This window comes from Isoptericola cucumis, from assembly GCF_014635665.1.
Classification (GTDB): domain Bacteria; phylum Actinomycetota; class Actinomycetes; order Actinomycetales; family Cellulomonadaceae; genus Isoptericola; species Isoptericola cucumis.
In genome coordinates, this window is record NZ_BMDG01000003.1 from 234,118 (window position 1) to 249,227 (window position 15,110).

Below are 15,110 nucleotides of genomic sequence, written 5' to 3' on the forward strand. Positions count from 1 at the left end.
CGCACAGCACGGACCGCCACGGCGGGTCGTCGTCGACCCGCCCGATCGAAGGAGATCTCGCATGGCACGACGATCCGTCCGTCCGCGCACCGCGCGCAGCGCCGTGGCCCTCGCCACGGCGCTCGCGGCGGGATGCGCCGGCCTCTCGGTGGCCCCGGCGGCTGCCGCGGGCCCCGACCCCCACATAGCGACCGGCACGACGACCGGCACGACCGGCGCCGCGGCCGACGTCGCCACCGCGGCCGACCCGCTCACCCTGCGCTCGGCCGCGCTCGAGGTGCGCGTCGCCGACGACTTCCCCCGCGTCCTGAGCTACACGGACCGGGCCAGCGGGGCGACCCTGACCGGCAGCACCCGCCCGGTGACCTCGGTGACCATCGACGGGACGGCGCACGACGTCGCCGTCGCGCGCACCGGGTCCACCGCCGACACCGCGACGTACGGGCTGACGTTCCCCGACCTGCCGGGCGTGCGCATCGACGCCGCGCTGCGCGTGGCCGGCCAGCAGGTGCGCTTCGAGGTCACGAAGATCGTCGACACGGCCGACCACCGAGTCGGCACCCTCGAGATCCCCGGTCACGACCTGCTCACCGTCTCCTCGTCGGACGCCGGGGCCACGGTGGCCAGCGCGATCATCTCGCCGGACCGTGGCAGCACCGGCGACACGTTCGAGAAGGTCACGGCGGACACGGCACCCGACGCGAAGCCCGTCGGCTCCGCCTACGCGATCGTCAGCGCGGGCGGCCTCGCGGCGTCCGTCGTCACCAACAGCGTCTACGACGAGGCGCAGGGCAGGGCGACGCGGGAGGGCAACCGCGTGCAGCGGCAGGCCTTCGCCGACGGCGACGTGAAGAGGGTCGGGGTGTGGTCCGGCGCCTGGACCTATCGCGCGAAAGGCTCGACCGTCACCGAGGAGCTGCCGTCGGCCACAGTCGTCGTAACGGGGGACGCCAACGACGACGGCGCCACCGACTGGCAGGACGGCGCGATCGCCTACCGTGACGCCGCGCCGAAGGCGCAGGGCGCCGACCAGGTGCCCGACCGGGTCGTCACGCACATCCCGTTCAACTTCGCGTCGCAGGCCACGCACCCGTTCCTGCGCACGCTCGACGACGTCAAGCGCATCTCGCTGGCCACCGACGGCCTCGGCCAGATGGCGCTCCTGAAGGGCTACGGCTCGGAGGGCCACGACTCGGCCCACCCCGACTACGGCGGCCACTACAACGAGCGCGCCGGCGGCCTGGCGGACATGCGCCGGCTCCTGGCGTCGGGCGGCGACTGGAACGCCGACTTCGGCGTGCACATCAACGCCACCGAGGCGTACGCCAACGCGCACGCGTTCTCCGAGGAGCTGGTCGACCCCGACTCCGAGGGCTGGAACTGGCTCGGGCAGTCGTACTACATGGACCAGCGCCGCGACATCACCAGCGGTGACCTCGCGTCGCGGATCGGCCGGCTCGCGGACGAGACCGGCGGCGACCTCGACATGCTGTACGTCGACGTCTACTACAACTTCGGCTGGCAGGCGCGGGCGCTCGCGGACGCCGCGAAGGACTCCGGCTTCGAGCTCGCGACCGAGTGGTCGGACAAGTTCGAGGCGGACTCGCTGTGGAGCCACTGGTCGGCCGACGAGAACTACGGCGGCGCGTCGAACAAGGGGCTGAACTCGCAGATCGTGCGGTTCATCCGCAACGCGGAGAAGGACACCTGGAACCCGCACCCGCTGCTCGGCAACGCCCGCATCGTCGAGTGGGAGGGCTGGACCGGCCAGGTGGACTGGAACGCCTTCTACGAGAACGTCTGGGCGAACAACGTCACCACCAAGTTCCTCCAGCACCACGAGATCCAGCGCTGGGACGACGAGGAGATCGCCTTCTCGGACGGCGTGACGGCGCGCGGCACCAGCGCGGCGGACCGGGAGATCCTCGTCGGGGACGCGGTCGTCGCGCGCGGCGACACCTACCTGCTGCCCTGGGGTGCGGGCGACGCGCCGGGCGCGGAGGGCAAGGTCGCGGAGGGCGACAAGCTGTACCACTACAACCCGGACGGCGGGTCGACCACGTGGACCCTGCCGGGCGAGCTGGCCGGCGCCTCCGGGCTGAGCCTCTACCGCCTCACCGACACCGGCCGCGAGAAGGTCGGCGTCGTGCCGGTCACGGGTGGCGAGGTGACGGTCGAGGCCGAGGCGGGGCAGCCGTACGTGCTCTTCCCGGACGTCCCCGGCAACGCGTTCCGCGCCCCGGGGGCGAAGCAGGTCGGCTGGGGCGAGGGCACTCCCGTCACCAACCCCGGTTTCGACGCCGGCGACCTGGCCGCCTACGACACCACCGGTGCCGTGACGCGCGAGCGGCTCAGCAACGGCCAGCACGTCGCGCAGCTGGGCGCCGGCCCTGCGGCCCTGTCGCAGCGGCTCGGCGAGCTCGAGCCGGGCACGTACGCGGCGAGCGCCTGGGTCGAGGTCCAGCCGGGCGCGTCCCGCCCCACGACGCTGGAGGTCTCCGGCCCGGGCCGGGCGGTCCGCGGCGCGTCGGTCGACCTGGAGCGCTCGACGGCTCGCAACGAGGTGGCGGCCGACGACAAGCACAGCCGCTACTACCAGCGCGTGCAGGTCGTGTTCGACGTCGTGGACACGACGCGCCCGACGTTCACCGTGCGGGCGGGCGAGGGCGATGCCGTCGTCCGGCTCGACGACCTGCGGGTCGTGACCACGAAGCGCGCGCAGGCCCCGGACGCCGACGGCGACGTGGTCGCCTTCGACGACTTCGAGTCCGTCCCGCAGGGCTGGGGGCCGTTCGTCAAGGGTGACGCCGGCGGCGTCACCGACCCGCGCACGCACCTGGCGGAGCGGAACGCGCCGTACACGCAGGCCGGCTGGAACGACAAGCTGGTCGACGACGTCATCGACGGCGAGTGGTCGCTCAAGGCGCACGAGGAGAACCGCGGCCTGGTGTACCGGACGACGCCGGCCACGGTGCGGTTCGAGCCCGGCCACGCGTACCGCGTCTCCTTCGACCACCAGTCGGGTCGCGGCGGCCACTACTCATGGGTGACCGGGTACGACTCGGTCGCGACCGGGAAGCCGGAGAGCGTCGAGACCCGCAGCACGCCGCTCGGCGAGCAGCGCGAGACGGCGACCTTCACCGAGGAGGTCGTGGCCTCGGCCTGCGGCGACACCTGGGTCGGGCTGCGCAAGGCGACCGGCGGCGGGAACGAGGCGGACCTCGTCCTCGACAACTTCCTCGTGACCGATCTCGGCGTCGCGGACGAGGTGCCGGCGTGCGCGTCGCTCGACGTCGAGCCCTCGACGGCGTCCCTGGAGCCCGACGTCGCGAACACCGTGACGACCACGCTGCAGGTCTTCGAGCCGGCCGACGTCGCCGACGTCTCCGTCGGGCTCGACGTCCCCGAGGGCTGGGAGGTCACCGCCACCGACGCCGCGGAGGCCGGGTCGCTGCCGAGCGGCGGCGAGCTCGTCACGACGTGGGAGGTCACGCCGCGCGGCGACGTCACCACCGACGCGTACCGGCTGACGGCCGCCGCGACGTACACCACCACGGCGGACCCGGTCGGCCCGCGCACGGTCGAGGCGCGCTCGGACGTGCACGTCGTGGTGCCGCCCGCGGCAGGAGAGCACTGGGCGAGCGACCTGCCGTTCGTGGAGACGACGAACGGCTGGGGCCCTGTGGAGCGCGACCTGTCGAACGGCGAGCAGGGGCAGGGCGACGGCACGCCCCTCAGCCTGCGCGGCACGGTGCACGACAAGGGCATCGGGGTGCACGCGCCGTCGAGCGTCCGGCTCTTCCTCGGGGAGCGGTGCGCGACGTTCACCGCGACCGTGGGGGTCGACGACGTGCAGTCCCGCGGCTCCGTGGCGTTCGAGGTGCTCGGCGACGGCACGTCGCTCGCGAGCACGCCCGTGCTGCGCGGCGGCGGCGCGACGGAGGACCTCGCGGTCGACGTCGGCGGCGTGCGCTACCTCGACCTGGTGGTGACCGACGGCGGTGACGGCGTCGGCAACGACCACGCCGACTGGGCGAGCGCGAAGCTGTCCTGCGGCTGAGCCGCCGCGGGACGTGGACGCCCGGTGCGGTCAGGCCTCGGCCGGCCGCATCGGGCGTCCCGTCTCCAGCAGGGGCTTGAGGTCGGCCAGGGCGGAGACCCGGCCCCCGGTGTACTTGTCGATCCACCGGTCGTGGACCAGCCGGATCGGCACCGGGTTGAGGTGGTGCAGGGTCCGTCGGCCCTGCTTGCGGGTGACGACGAGCCCGGCGTCCGCGAGCCCCCGCAGGTGCTTCATCACGCCGAACCGAGAGGTGCCCGCAGGGTCACATGTCGATGACGACGATCCCGCGTGCAGTAGTGACCGTTCCCTGGGCCAAACAATCATTTTCGCTCACTTCTATGGTTGGATGTGCAGGAGACGGACCACCGAGACCTTGGCGAGGAGAACGATGACCCAGGCAGCATCGACGGGACGTGTCCCGGGCGCGGACATGGCGGCAGAGCTGGCGTCCCAGCCCGAGACGTGGGAGCGCGCCGCAGGCCTTGCGGCCGCCGGGGGAGCGGCCCCGGCGGCGGGCGCGCGCGTCGCCGTGATCGGCTGCGGCACCTCGTGGTTCATGGCGCAGTCGTACGCGGTCGCTCGTGAGGCCTCGGGCCAGGGCGAGACCGACGCGTTCACGGCGTCCGAGGCCTTCGTCGACCGCGGCTACGACGCGGTCGTGGCGATCACCCGGTCGGGGACCACGACCGAGGTGCTCGAGCTCGTCGAGCACCTGCGCGGCCGGGTGCGCACCCTGGGGATCGTCGGCGACGAGGGCTCGCCGTTCGTCGACATGGTCGACGAGGTGGTCGCGCTGCCCTTCGCCGACGAGCGATCCGTGGTCCAGACCCGGTTCGCCACCACGGCGCTGGCCTACCTGCGGGCCACCCTCGGTCATGACCTCGCGCCCGCCGTCGCGGACGCTCGTGCCGCCCTCGTCGAGCCCCTGGCCGACGTGCTGGTGGACGCCGAGCAGCACACGTTCCTCGGCGCCGGGTGGACCGTCGGCCTGGCGCACGAGGCGGCGCTGAAGATGCGCGAGTCGTCCCAGTCGTGGACCGAGTCGTACCCCGCGATGGAGTACCGCCACGGGCCGATCGCGATCGCCGCGCCCGGGCGCGTGACCTGGGCCTTCGGCGAGATGCCCGCCGGGATCGACCGCGACACCGCGGCGACGGGCGCGCACTTCGAGCACCGCACGGCCGACCCCCTCGCCGAGCTGGCGCGGGTGCACGCGGTCGCCCTGGAGCGGGCGCGGCGCCGGGGCCTCGACCCCGACCAGCCGCGCAACCTCACCCGCTCCGTCGTGCTCGAGGACTCGTGACCGGCGACGTGTCGCCGTCGGCCGGGCCCTCCCTCGGGCCGGGGCCGGCGGTCCTCGCCGTCGACGTCGGCGGCACGGACACGAAGTCCGCGCTCGTCGACGAGGCCGGCGTCGTCCGCGAGATCCTGCGGCGCCCCACCCCGCACGACGGCGCCCGCACGGGCGAGCGCGTGGTCGACGAGGCCGTCGAGGTCGCCGCCGAGCTGCGCGCACGGCACCCCGACGTGGTCCCGGCGGCCGTCGGCATGGTCGTGCCGGGCGTCGTCGACGACGAGCGCGGCGTCGGCGTGTGGTCCGAGAACCTCGGCTGGCGGGACATGCCCTTCGCCGACGTGGCCACCGCGCGGCTCGGCGTCCCGGTGTCGCTCGGCCACGACGTCGCCGCCGCGGGCTGGGCCGAGTACCAGCTGGGTGCCGCCGCCGGGTACCGCGACGCGCTCGTCGTGACTCTGGGGACGGGGATCGCCGCCGCCGTGCTGCTCGACGGGCGGCCGTACCGCGGGGGCGGCCTCGCGGGCGAGATCGGCCATGCGCGCGTCGCCGACGGTCCCGACTGCGTCTGCGGGGGACGCGGCTGCCTGGAGGCCGTCGCCTCCGCGGCGGCGATCGCCCGCCGCTACACCGCGGCCACCGGCCGGCCGGCCGCCGGGTCGCGCGAGGTCCTCGCCGCGGCCGACGCCGGCGACCGGGACGCGCAGACGGTGCGGGACGAGGCGTTCGACGCGCTCGCCTTGGGCCTGTCGCACGCCGTCGCGCTGCTCGCGCCCCAGGTGATCGTCCTCGGCGGCGGCCTCTCCCACGCGGGGGAGGCGCTCCTGGCGCCGCTGGGCCGGCGCCTGGACGACCTGCTGACGTTCCACCGCCGCCCCGTCCTGCTGCGCGCCCGCCTCGGCGGCGACGCCGGGGTCCTGGGCGCCGCCCTGCGGGCCCGGTCCGCGGTCGGCGGCGCGCCCGGAGGGGCCCCATGATCCTCACGGTCACCCCGAACCCGGCGATCGACGTCACCTACGAGGTGGACGCCCTGGCGCCCGGCGCCTCGTTGCGCGTCGAGACGCCGGTCGCGCGTGCCGGGGGCAAGGGCGTCAACGTGGCCCGCGTGCTGCGTCAGGTCGGCCTCGACGCGCTGGCGGTCGTGACCGCGGGCGGGTCGTCCGGCGACGACCTGGTGGCCGACCTCGTGGCGTCCGGCCTGCCGCACCGCGTGGTGCGGACCGGGGCCCCGACGCGGCGCAGCGTCGCGATCGTCGACCGCGCCGCCGGCGACACCACCATCCTCAACGAGCGCGGCGGCCCGCTCGCCGCGCCCGAGGCGGCGGCGCTGCTCCGGGCCGTGGCCGACGGCCTCGGCGCCGGAGGCCTCGGCACCGGAAGCCTCGGCACCGGAAGCCTCGGCACCGGAAGCCCTGGTCGGCCGTCGTGCCTCGTCGTGTCCGGCAGCCTGCCGCCCGGCGCGCCCGAGTCGCTCGACGCCGACCTCGTCCGGGCGGCCCACGACGCGGGCGTCCCGGCGATCGTCGACGCCGTCGGCCCGGCGCTGCTGGCCGCGTGCGCCGCGGGCGCCGACCTGGTCAAGCCCAACCGGGAGGAGCTGGCGGCCACCACCGGCGCCACCGACCCGGTGGCCGGGGCGCGTGCGCTGCTCGACGCGGGGGCCCGGCGGGTCGTCGTGACGCTCGGTGCCGAGGGGATGCTCGCCGTGGACGCCGCCCGCCCGGGCGACGTCACGCGCGCCCGGCTGCCGCGCACGCTGCGGGGCAACCCCACGGGGGCGGGCGACGCGGCCGTGGCCGCGGCCGCCGTGTCACTCGCCGGGCACGGGCCGGCCGCCCTGGACGACCTGCTGCGGCGCGCCGTGGCGTGGTCCGCGGCGGCCGTGCTCGCGCCGCTCGCCGGCGAGCTGGACCCGGGCCACCGCGAGCTCGAGCGCGACGTCGTCCTCACCCACCAGCCGGCCGGCCCTCCGGCCGGCAGCCCCGACCCGACGAGCACGGAGTCCCGATGCCACTGACCCGCACCGCCGACGTCCTCACCGCCGCCGCCACCGCAGGCCGGGGGGTGGGAGCCTTCAACGTCATCCACCTCGAGACCGCCGAGGCGCTCGTCGCCGCGGCGGAGGAGACGGGGCTGCCCGTCGTCCTGCAGGTCTCGGAGAACTGCGTGACGTACCATGGCGCGCTCGACCCGCTGGCGATGGCGTGCCTGGAGCTCGCGCACTCCTCGGCCGCCGACGTCGCCGTGCACCTGGACCACGCCGAGGACGAGGACCTCGCCCGCGCCGCGGTCGACCTCGGCCTCGGGTCGGTGATGTTCGACGGTTCGACGCTCGAGTACGACCGGAACGTCGCCGCCACCGCGCGGGTCGTTCAGTACGCGCACGCCGCGCAGGTCGTCGTCGAGGCGGAGCTCGGCCGGATCGGCGGCAAGGACGGTGCGCACGCGCCGGGCGTGCGCACCGACCCCGCCGAGGCGGTCCGGTTCGTCGCGGAGACGGGCGTGGACTCCCTCGCCGTGGCCGTCGGCTCCTCGCACGCGATGACGGAGCGCACCGCCACGCTGGACCTCGAGCTGATCGCGGCCCTGCGCGACGCGCTCGACGTGCCGCTGGTGCTGCACGGGTCGTCCGGCGTGCCCGACGACGTGCTCGCGGCGGCCGTCCGGGCGGGGATGACGAAGATCAACGTGTCGACCCAGCTCAACAAGCACTTCACCGCGGCGGTGCGCGGCTACCTGGACGCCCACCCCGACGTCGTCGACTCCCGCAAGTACGTGCGGGCCGGCCGGGACGCCGTCACCGCGGAGGCCGCCCGACTGCTGAGGCTCTTCGCCGGGGAGTGAGCCGCCGGTCGCGCGACCCGCTGTGGGGTCGTCACGGGGTTGTCGTCACGGGGTTGTCGACGCCCGTCACGGTGGTGAGGAGGAAGACCGCGTCGGTGAGCGCGAGCACCGCGTGCCGGTGGTGCGTGAGCACGCGCAGCTCGCCGGCGGACACCTCCTCGTCGCCCGCCAGGGCGGTCACCCGCAGCCGGCCGTGCAGCACCAGGATCGAGGCGGCCGGCGGCGAGTTGTGCTCGCCGAGCTCGACCCCCTCCGCGAGCGCCAGCACGGTCTGGCGCAGCGGGCCGTCGTGCACGAGGATCTCGGCGCTGCGGCCGTTCTCCGCGGTGCGGGCGGTCGCGAGGTGGGTCTCGGTGAGCTGGTCGAGGTCGGGCATCGTCGCTCCCTCGTCAGGGTCTCAGGCGGTCTCCCCGGCGATGCTAGCCGTGCCGAGCAGCCCGAGGCGCTCGAACGCGCGCGCCACGCCGCCGCCGGCCGGTCCGGGGACCACGAGGTCGGCCTCCGCGAGGAGCGGCGCCGGTGCCGCCTCGACCGCCACCGCGGTGCCCGCGTAGGCCAGCATCTCCAGGTCGTTGTGCCCGTCGCCGACGGCGACGACGTCGGCCCGGTCGAGGCCGAGGTGGTCCACGACCGCCTCGATCCCGACGGCCTTGTGGACGTGTGCCAGGTGGATCTCGCCCGCCGTGTCGCCCGCGTCCAGCGCGTACGAGCTGGGCAGCACGCCGATCTCGGGCCCGAAGAGCCCCCGCAGCGTCGCGATCGGCACGCGCGCGCCGAAGTAGCTGATCTTGGCGAACCGGACGGCGGCCAGGTCGCCCGGCATCCGCAGGATGTCGAGGATCTCGCGCGGCGCGGCCGAGCCCCGCGCGGCGAGCCGGTCGTCGACGCCGACGGGCCCGTACACCGCCTCCGGCGCCTCGAGCAGGTAGGCGACGTCGTGCTCGTCGAGCACGTGCCGCACCCGGGTGGCCAGGTCGTCGGGGAACCGCACGTCCGCGACGACCTGGCCGCCCAGGCTCACGTACGCCCCGGCGGAGGCGACGATCCCGTCGAAGCCCGCCGCCAGCAGCGGGTCGGGGAGCATCGACACGGGCCGGCCCGTGCACAGCAGCACCCGGTGCCCGGCCGCCCGGGCGGCGCGCACCGCGTCGGCGTGCACCTCGGGTACCGTCCCGTGGTCGGCGTACGTGCCGTCCACGTCCAGGAAGATCGTCCGCGTCCTCGAACCAGTCACGTGCGCCAGACCTCCAGAGCTTCGACGGCGCGGGAGGGCCAGCCTAGCCGTGACCGGCGGGCGTCTCCGCCGCCGGTCGGCCGGCGGTCGCCCGGCGTCAGCCGGCGAGCGACGTCTCCCCGCACAGGTGCACGGGCATCCCGAGCCGGTGGAACAGGGCGGCCTTCGCCTCGAGCGCGCGGTCGGCGGTCGCGGCGTCGGGGGCGTAGGCCACGTTGAGGTGGTTCGCCTTGTGCCGCGCCATGAACTGGTCGCGCGAGACGCCGTGCAGCACGGCGTGCATGATCGGCCACTCCGGGTTGGTCGCCTCCTTGCGGCGCGTGGTCTCGGCGGCCGGCAGCGCGACGGCGGAGCCGCGGCCGAGGTCGACCTGGAGGCGACCGTCGGCGAGGTACACGCGGGACCACACGATCTCGCCCGGCCGGGAGACGCCGTTGAGGGTCGAGCCGCCCGCCGGGAAGAACACCGGGTCCTGGCGCCACCCCTCGGCGCCCGCGTAGCCGCCCTCGAGGTGCGAGGCCGGGACGGAGCCGGAGATCTCGAAGACCCACACGAAGCGCCCGTCGTAGTCCTCGCCCCAGCGCACGTCGTGCAGGGTGGTCGCGGGGTCCAGGCCCATCGCCTTCCACAGCCGGTGGGTCACCAGCGCGTCGACCGCCACGCCCTCGTCGGCCTCGTTGAAGTGCGGGAACGCCTGCCCGTCCCACAGGACGCGCGCGCCGTCGCGCGAGCGGACCGGCGGACGCTGCACGTTGTTCATCAGGCCCTCGGCCAGGTCGGACGCGGGGGAGAGGTCCTTGAGGCCCTGCTGGTACTGGATGCCCACCGCGTCGAGGCCGAAGTCGTCGGCGATGCGCAGCGCGGCGATGTACATCTTGTGCTGCCAGCGCAGCTGGGCGGCCGTGAGCTCGGTGGCCTCGTCGGTGCCGAGCCGGAACGTCATGCCCGCGTCCTCGAGCCACGCCTGCACCTCGTCGGCCTCGGCGTCGGGCACGCGCTGCATCTCGGCCCACAGCGCGGACTGCGACAGGCGCTCCTTGTAGATGCCGATCCCGTTGAGGAGCTCGTCGTCGAAGATCGCGTTGTACATGCCCATGCAGCCCTCGTCGAAGACGCCGATGATGGCCTTCTCCGTGAGCAGCTGGGCGGCCAGCGCCTCGCCGAGCCCGGTCTCCGGGGTGGCCGGCAGCTCCGGCAGCGGGTGCACGTGGGACGCGTCGTGCGTGATGGTGCCGGTGGCCAGCCACTCGCCGATCGCGTCGGCGAACCAGGCGTCGGTGCCGTCGACGGTCCAGACCGTCGAGTAGTCCTTGCCCATCTTGGTCAGGCCGGCGTTGAGCCCGAGCAGGCCCACGAGGCCGGGCCAGTCGGCGGCGAAGTTCGCCGCGGTGAGGATCGGGCCGCGGTGGGTGCGCAGCCCGGCGAGCACGTGATGGCTGTACTGCCAGACCGCCTCGGCCACGACCAGCGGCGCCTCCGGCGGGATGCCGCGGAAGACCTCGAGCCCCATGCGCTGGCTGCTGATGAACCCGTGCCCGGTGGCGGGGTCGACGTCGTTGGCGCGCACCACCTTCCGGCCGTGGGCCGCGAACGCGTCGGTGAGGATGCGCTCCAGGCCGACCTGGGTGGACCAGCCCGCCGCGTTCGCGGACTCGCGCAGGTCGCCCGACGCGACGAGGTAGACGGTGTTCTCCGGCGCGGCGGGCGGGTCGGTGACGGTGGGGACGGCGTAGGCGTGGCTGGTCACGGGTGTGCTCCTTCGGGGCGTCGGTGGTGGGCCGGCCGGGGCCGGGCCAGGGCGTGCACGACCTCGCGGCTCGCCGGGTAGAGGTCGCGGTAGAGGTCGTAGAGCTCGTCGTAGCGGGCGCGCCGGTCGGGGTCGGGCTCGACGGCGGCGGCGGGCGGGTTCCAGGCGGCGACTTCCGCCCGGCCGCCGGTCTCGGGGACGAGGCCGGCGGCGAGCGCGGCGGCGCCGTAGCTCGCCCCGACGGTGTGGGTCGGCACCACCTGGGGCAGCCCGGTGACGTCGGAGACGATCTGCGTCCACAGCCCGCCCCGCGTCCCCCCGCCCACGGCGACGACGCGCTCGATCGTGGCGCCCGCGTCGCGCATGGCCTCGACGTTGTGCCGGACGCCGAACGCCGTGGCCTCGAGCGCGGCCCGGTACAGGTCGCCGCGGGTGTGGCTCAGGGTGAGGCCGGCGACGACACCACGGGCGTCGGGGTCCTGCACCGGGGTGCGCTCGCCGGCGAAGTACGGCAGCACCAGCAGCCCGTTCGCGCCCGGTCCCGAGCGCGTCGCCTCCGCGAGGAGCGTGGGATAGTCGGCCCCGGTGAGGTCGCGCAGCCACGACGTGATCGCGCCCGACGTGGCCATGCCGCCTGCCAGGTTGTGCGTCCCGGGGTACGCGCCGACGGTGCCCCACATCGTCTCGCTGCGCAGCGGCTCGGCCACGGTGGCCACGAGGAACATCGTGGTCCCGTACATGAGCATGAGGTCCCCGACGTTCTGGGCGTCGACGCTCACGGCCTCCGACCAGGCGTCGATCGTCCCGGTGATCACGGGCGTGCCGGCCGGTACGCCGGGGATCGCCTCCCGCGTCACGCCCGCGGCCTCGCCGGGCCAGCGCAGCTCCGGCAGCTCCAGGCCGGGCGCGACGAGCCCGGCCCAGCGGTCGTGCCAGCGGTGGGCCCGCGGGTCGTAGAGGGGGGTCGCCTGGGACGCCGAGTGGTGGTCGAGCACGTAGGCGCCGGTGAGCCGGAAGGCGAGGAACGACGCCGGCATGAACAGGTGCCGGGCCCGGGCGTAGACGTCGGGCTCGTGGTCGCGGACCCAGGCGATCTTCGGGCCCGCGGCCTGCGACGACAGGGCCGACCCGCAGGTCTCGAGGACGGTGCGCCTGCCGAGCGCGGCGTCGAGCGCCTCGACCTGCGCCGTCGCCCGCGTGTCCACGCCGTAGAGGATCGCCGGGCGCAGGGGCGTCCCGGGGTCGTCGGTGAGCAGGACGCAGGGTCCCATGCCCGAGACGCCGAGGGCGGCGACCTGCGTGCCCGGGCCCAGGCCGGAGGTGAGCTCGGCGGTGATGTCGAGGAGCTCGGTCCACCAGGTCTCGGCGTCCATCTCCACGTGGCCGGGGGCGGGACGGCTGACGTCGTGGGTCCGCACGGCGGTGCGGAGGATGGCGCCGTCGGGACCGACGAGCACGCCCTTGCTGCTCGAGGTGCCGATGTCGACGCCGAGGAAGGCGCGGTCTGGCATGACGGTCACTGTGGCAGAAATCGATTACAGCCGCAAGCGTCCTCCCGCACCCGCAGCACCCCGCGGGTGTGCGGATAGGCGTGCGGGCCGGCGTGCCGGTCAGGAAGGGGAGGCGCCCAGCAGCACCGGCCGCGAGGGCTGGACCACGCGCTGCGCCGGCCCTGCCTCGCCCCGGATGCGCGACACGAGCAGGCGCGCGGCGGTGAGGCCCATCTCGCGCGGGTGCAGCCGCAGCAGGAACGTGTCGTCGATGTGCGACGTCGCGAACGGGAGGTCGCCGATGATGCCCAGCTGCGCGCGCGGGCCGCGCTCGGCCGAGAGCATCCGCAGGGCGCCCACGCCGACGAGGTTGTTCGTCGCCAGCACGGCGTCCGGCGGCTCGGCGGCGGCCAGCAGCCGCGTCATCGCGGCCTCCCCGCCGTCGACGCGGTAGTTGGCGTGCACGAGGAGGTCGTCCGGGGCGGGCAGGCCGGCCGCCGTCAGCGCCGCGCGCCAGCCGTCCGCCCGGGCCTCGGCCGTGGGCGTCTCGCGCGGGCCGGTGACGCACGCGATGCGCCGGTGGCCCCGGTCCAGGAGCGCCTGGGTCGCGCGGCGCCCGAGGTCCTCGTTGTCGAAGAGGACCTGGTCGACGTCGTCGGCCACGGCACGGTCGACGACCACCACCGCACGGTGGCGCTCGGTGAGGCGGGCCAGGAACCCCGACGGGCCGGCCGGGGCCACGATCACCCCGGCCATGTTCTCGTCGTCGGCGATCCGCAGGTAGTGCTCCTGGGTCTCGACGTCCTCGTCGGTGTTGCACAGCACCACGGAGAGCCCCGCCGTGCGGGCCACGTCCTCGACGCCGCGGGCGAGGGAGGTGAAGAACGGGTTCTCGATGTCGGGCAGCACGAGGGCGATGAGCTCCGAGTGCTGGCGCCGCAGCGAGCGGGCCGTGCGGTTGGGGGTGTACCCGAGCTCGGTGACCGCGCGGCGCACCGCGGCCGCGAGGTCGGGGCTCACCGTCTTGTCGTTGAGCACGCGGGACACGGTCGCCGTCGAGACGCCCGCCAGCGCCGCGACGTCCTTGATCCTCGTCATCTCGCCCCTTCTGGTGACCTGAGCACACCTTATGGCAGGGGGCCGCGCGGGGGGTTGACACCCCCGAGGGTGACTTCTACGATCCCCTGTAATCGATTACACCCTAGCGCACGCGGCCCACCACCGGCGCCGCGTGGCGCGCTCAGCCATGCCCGCTCAGCCCGGACGGTTCGACGACGACGCCGTCGGTCCGACGGCGTCCCCGGCCCGCCCACGTCCCTGTCGAAGGAGACACGACATGTTCCGCACCGACGTCGCCGCACTGCGGTCGGTCGCCACCCGATCCATCAGCCCGGAGAACTTCACCGGCCGCAAGGGCGGCGGCGGGCGCGCCGTCGAGGGCACCGGCGCCGGGCCCGCCCGCGACCTGGGCCAGGGCTGGAAGGTGTCGCCGAGCGTCGAGATCCCCGCCGGGGCGACGTTCGACCTGGCGCAGATCGAGGGCCCCGGCCGGATCACCCACGTCTGGCTCACCACCCACACCGACCACTGGCGCTCGCTGCTGCTGCGCGCCTTCTGGGACGGCGCGTCCGAGCCCGCCGTCGAGGTGCCCGTCGGCGACTTCTTCGGCCAGGGATGGGGCGAGTTCGCCCAGCTCAGCTCGTCGATGGTCGCCGTCAACCCGCAGGGCGGGTTCAACAGCTACTGGCCGATGCCGTTCCGCGAGGCCGCGCACCTGACCGTCGAGAACCTGGGCACCGAGACCGCGGTCGTCTACTACCAGGTGACCTACGAGACCGGTACCGGGGCGGCGGGGGACGACGCCGGCTACCTGCACGCGCAGTGGCGGCGCAGCAACCCGCTGCCCGACGCCGTCACCCACCCGATCCTCACCGGCGTCGAGGGGCACGGCCACTACGTCGGCACCTACCTGGCCTGGGGCGTGAACAGCTCCGGCTGGTGGGGCGAGGGGGAGATGAAGTTCTACCTCGACGGCGACCTCGGCACGGAGCGCGGTGCGGACGGAGGCGAGGACGGCGGGTTCCCGACCATCTGCGGCACCGGCACCGAGGACTACTTCGGCGGCGCGTGGAACTTCGACGTCCCGGGCGCCGGATACACGGCGTTCACCACGCCGTACCTCGGTCTGCACCAGGTGCTGCGGCCCGACGGCCTCTACCGCTCCCAGCAGCGGTTCGGCATGTACCGCTGGCACGTCGCCGACCCGATCCACTTCGCCGAGGACCTGAGCGTCGAGGTCCAGGCCCTGGGCTGGCGCTCGGGGCACCGCTACCTGCCGCTGCACGACGACATCGCGTCGACCGCGTTCTTCTACCTCGACCGCCCGACCGCACAGCGCCCCGAGACCCCGGGCGCCGACGCGCTCGAGGTGCTCTGAG

Annotated in this window: 12 protein-coding genes; 6 read left to right on the top strand and 6 right to left on the bottom strand. The window is 74.8% G+C overall.

What is annotated here, in order from left to right; all coding sequences use genetic code 11:
* Nucleotides 1–61: 61 nt before the first annotated feature.
* Nucleotides 62–4,060 (top strand): endo-alpha-N-acetylgalactosaminidase family protein, encoded by a 3,999-nt coding sequence (locus IEW03_RS05320; protein ID WP_188522615.1) that lies wholly within the window; start codon nucleotides 62–64, stop codon nucleotides 4,058–4,060.
* Nucleotides 4,061–4,090: 30 nt separating this feature from the next.
* Here IEW03_RS05320 and IEW03_RS05325 read toward each other — a convergent pair whose 3' ends face one another.
* Nucleotides 4,091–4,297 carry a helix-turn-helix domain-containing protein gene (locus IEW03_RS05325; RefSeq protein ID WP_308808198.1) on the bottom strand — a complete coding sequence of 69 codons (207 nt, stop codon included), beginning with the start codon at nucleotides 4,295–4,297 and terminating at the stop codon, nucleotides 4,091–4,093.
* A gap of 154 nt (nucleotides 4,298–4,451) precedes the next feature.
* Here IEW03_RS05325 and IEW03_RS05330 point away from each other — a divergent pair, with 154 nt between their 5' ends.
* From IEW03_RS05330 to IEW03_RS05345, 4 genes are read left to right on the top strand one after another with little or no spacing between them, the layout of a single operon-like run.
* Nucleotides 4,452–5,366: an SIS domain-containing protein gene (locus IEW03_RS05330; protein ID WP_229737534.1), complete on the top strand. Its 915-nt coding sequence runs from the start codon at nucleotides 4,452–4,454 to the stop codon at nucleotides 5,364–5,366.
* The gene (locus IEW03_RS05335) at nucleotides 5,363–6,334 is read left to right on the top strand and encodes an ROK family protein (RefSeq protein WP_229737541.1); all 972 of its coding nucleotides are present in this window, start codon (nucleotides 5,363–5,365) and stop codon (nucleotides 6,332–6,334) included. The genes IEW03_RS05330 and IEW03_RS05335 overlap by 4 nt, the downstream gene beginning before the upstream one ends.
* A complete protein-coding gene (locus tag IEW03_RS05340; protein WP_188522616.1) occupies nucleotides 6,331–7,374 on the top strand; it encodes a 1-phosphofructokinase family hexose kinase in 1,044 nt (347 codons plus the stop codon). Before IEW03_RS05335 ends, IEW03_RS05340 begins: the two co-directional genes overlap by 4 nt.
* Nucleotides 7,365–8,201 (top strand): class II fructose-bisphosphate aldolase, encoded by an 837-nt coding sequence (locus IEW03_RS05345; RefSeq protein ID WP_188522617.1) that lies wholly within the window; start codon nucleotides 7,365–7,367, stop codon nucleotides 8,199–8,201. Before IEW03_RS05340 ends, IEW03_RS05345 begins: the two co-directional genes overlap by 10 nt.
* Nucleotides 8,202–8,232: 31 nt before the next feature.
* Here IEW03_RS05345 and IEW03_RS05350 read toward each other — a convergent pair whose 3' ends face one another.
* From IEW03_RS05350 to IEW03_RS05370, 5 genes are all read right to left on the bottom strand, one after another.
* The gene (locus IEW03_RS05350; RefSeq protein WP_188522618.1) at nucleotides 8,233–8,577 is read right to left on the bottom strand and encodes a cupin domain-containing protein; all 345 of its coding nucleotides are present in this window, start codon (nucleotides 8,575–8,577) and stop codon (nucleotides 8,233–8,235) included.
* 21 nt (nucleotides 8,578–8,598) lie between these two features.
* Nucleotides 8,599–9,435: an HAD hydrolase family protein gene (locus tag IEW03_RS05355; protein ID WP_188522619.1), complete on the bottom strand. Its 837-nt coding sequence runs from the start codon at nucleotides 9,433–9,435 to the stop codon at nucleotides 8,599–8,601.
* A 97-nt stretch (nucleotides 9,436–9,532) separates the two neighbouring features.
* Nucleotides 9,533–11,182 (bottom strand): fucose isomerase, encoded by a 1,650-nt coding sequence (locus IEW03_RS05360; RefSeq protein ID WP_188522620.1) that lies wholly within the window; start codon nucleotides 11,180–11,182, stop codon nucleotides 9,533–9,535.
* Nucleotides 11,179–12,693, bottom strand: a complete 1,515-nt coding sequence (locus IEW03_RS05365) for an FGGY-family carbohydrate kinase (RefSeq protein WP_188522621.1) — start codon at nucleotides 12,691–12,693, stop codon at nucleotides 11,179–11,181. Before IEW03_RS05365 ends, IEW03_RS05360 begins: the two co-directional genes overlap by 4 nt.
* Before the next feature lie 99 nt (nucleotides 12,694–12,792).
* Complete coding sequence (locus IEW03_RS05370; protein ID WP_188522622.1) at nucleotides 12,793–13,770, bottom strand: LacI family DNA-binding transcriptional regulator; 978 nt, start codon at nucleotides 13,768–13,770, stop codon at nucleotides 12,793–12,795.
* Nucleotides 13,771–14,008: 238 nt separating this feature from the next.
* On the opposite strand from IEW03_RS05370, the gene IEW03_RS05375 reads away from it, so the two are divergent.
* Nucleotides 14,009–15,109 (top strand): glycoside hydrolase family 172 protein, encoded by a 1,101-nt coding sequence (locus tag IEW03_RS05375; RefSeq protein ID WP_188522623.1) that lies wholly within the window; start codon nucleotides 14,009–14,011, stop codon nucleotides 15,107–15,109.
* Nucleotide 15,110 lies beyond the last annotated feature (1 nt).

Bases quoted from the DNA above. Each gene is read 5' to 3' on its own strand.
- IEW03_RS05320 (WP_188522615.1), top strand. From the start codon at position 62: ATGGCACGACGATCCGTCCGTCCGCGCACCGCGCGCAGCGCCGTGGCC.
- IEW03_RS05325 (WP_308808198.1), bottom strand. From the start codon at position 4,297: ATGAAGCACCTGCGGGGGCTCGCGGACGCCGGGCTCGTCGTCACCCGC.
- IEW03_RS05330 (WP_229737534.1), top strand. From the start codon at position 4,452: ATGACCCAGGCAGCATCGACGGGACGTGTCCCGGGCGCGGACATGGCG.
- IEW03_RS05340 (WP_188522616.1), top strand. From the start codon at position 6,331: ATGATCCTCACGGTCACCCCGAACCCGGCGATCGACGTCACCTACGAG.
- IEW03_RS05345 (WP_188522617.1), top strand. From the start codon at position 7,365: ATGCCACTGACCCGCACCGCCGACGTCCTCACCGCCGCCGCCACCGCA.
- IEW03_RS05350 (WP_188522618.1), bottom strand. From the start codon at position 8,577: ATGCCCGACCTCGACCAGCTCACCGAGACCCACCTCGCGACCGCCCGC.
- IEW03_RS05365 (WP_188522621.1), bottom strand. From the start codon at position 12,693: ATGCCAGACCGCGCCTTCCTCGGCGTCGACATCGGCACCTCGAGCAGC.
- IEW03_RS05370 (WP_188522622.1), bottom strand. From the start codon at position 13,770: ATGACGAGGATCAAGGACGTCGCGGCGCTGGCGGGCGTCTCGACGGCG.
- IEW03_RS05375 (WP_188522623.1), top strand. From the start codon at position 14,009: ATGTTCCGCACCGACGTCGCCGCACTGCGGTCGGTCGCCACCCGATCC.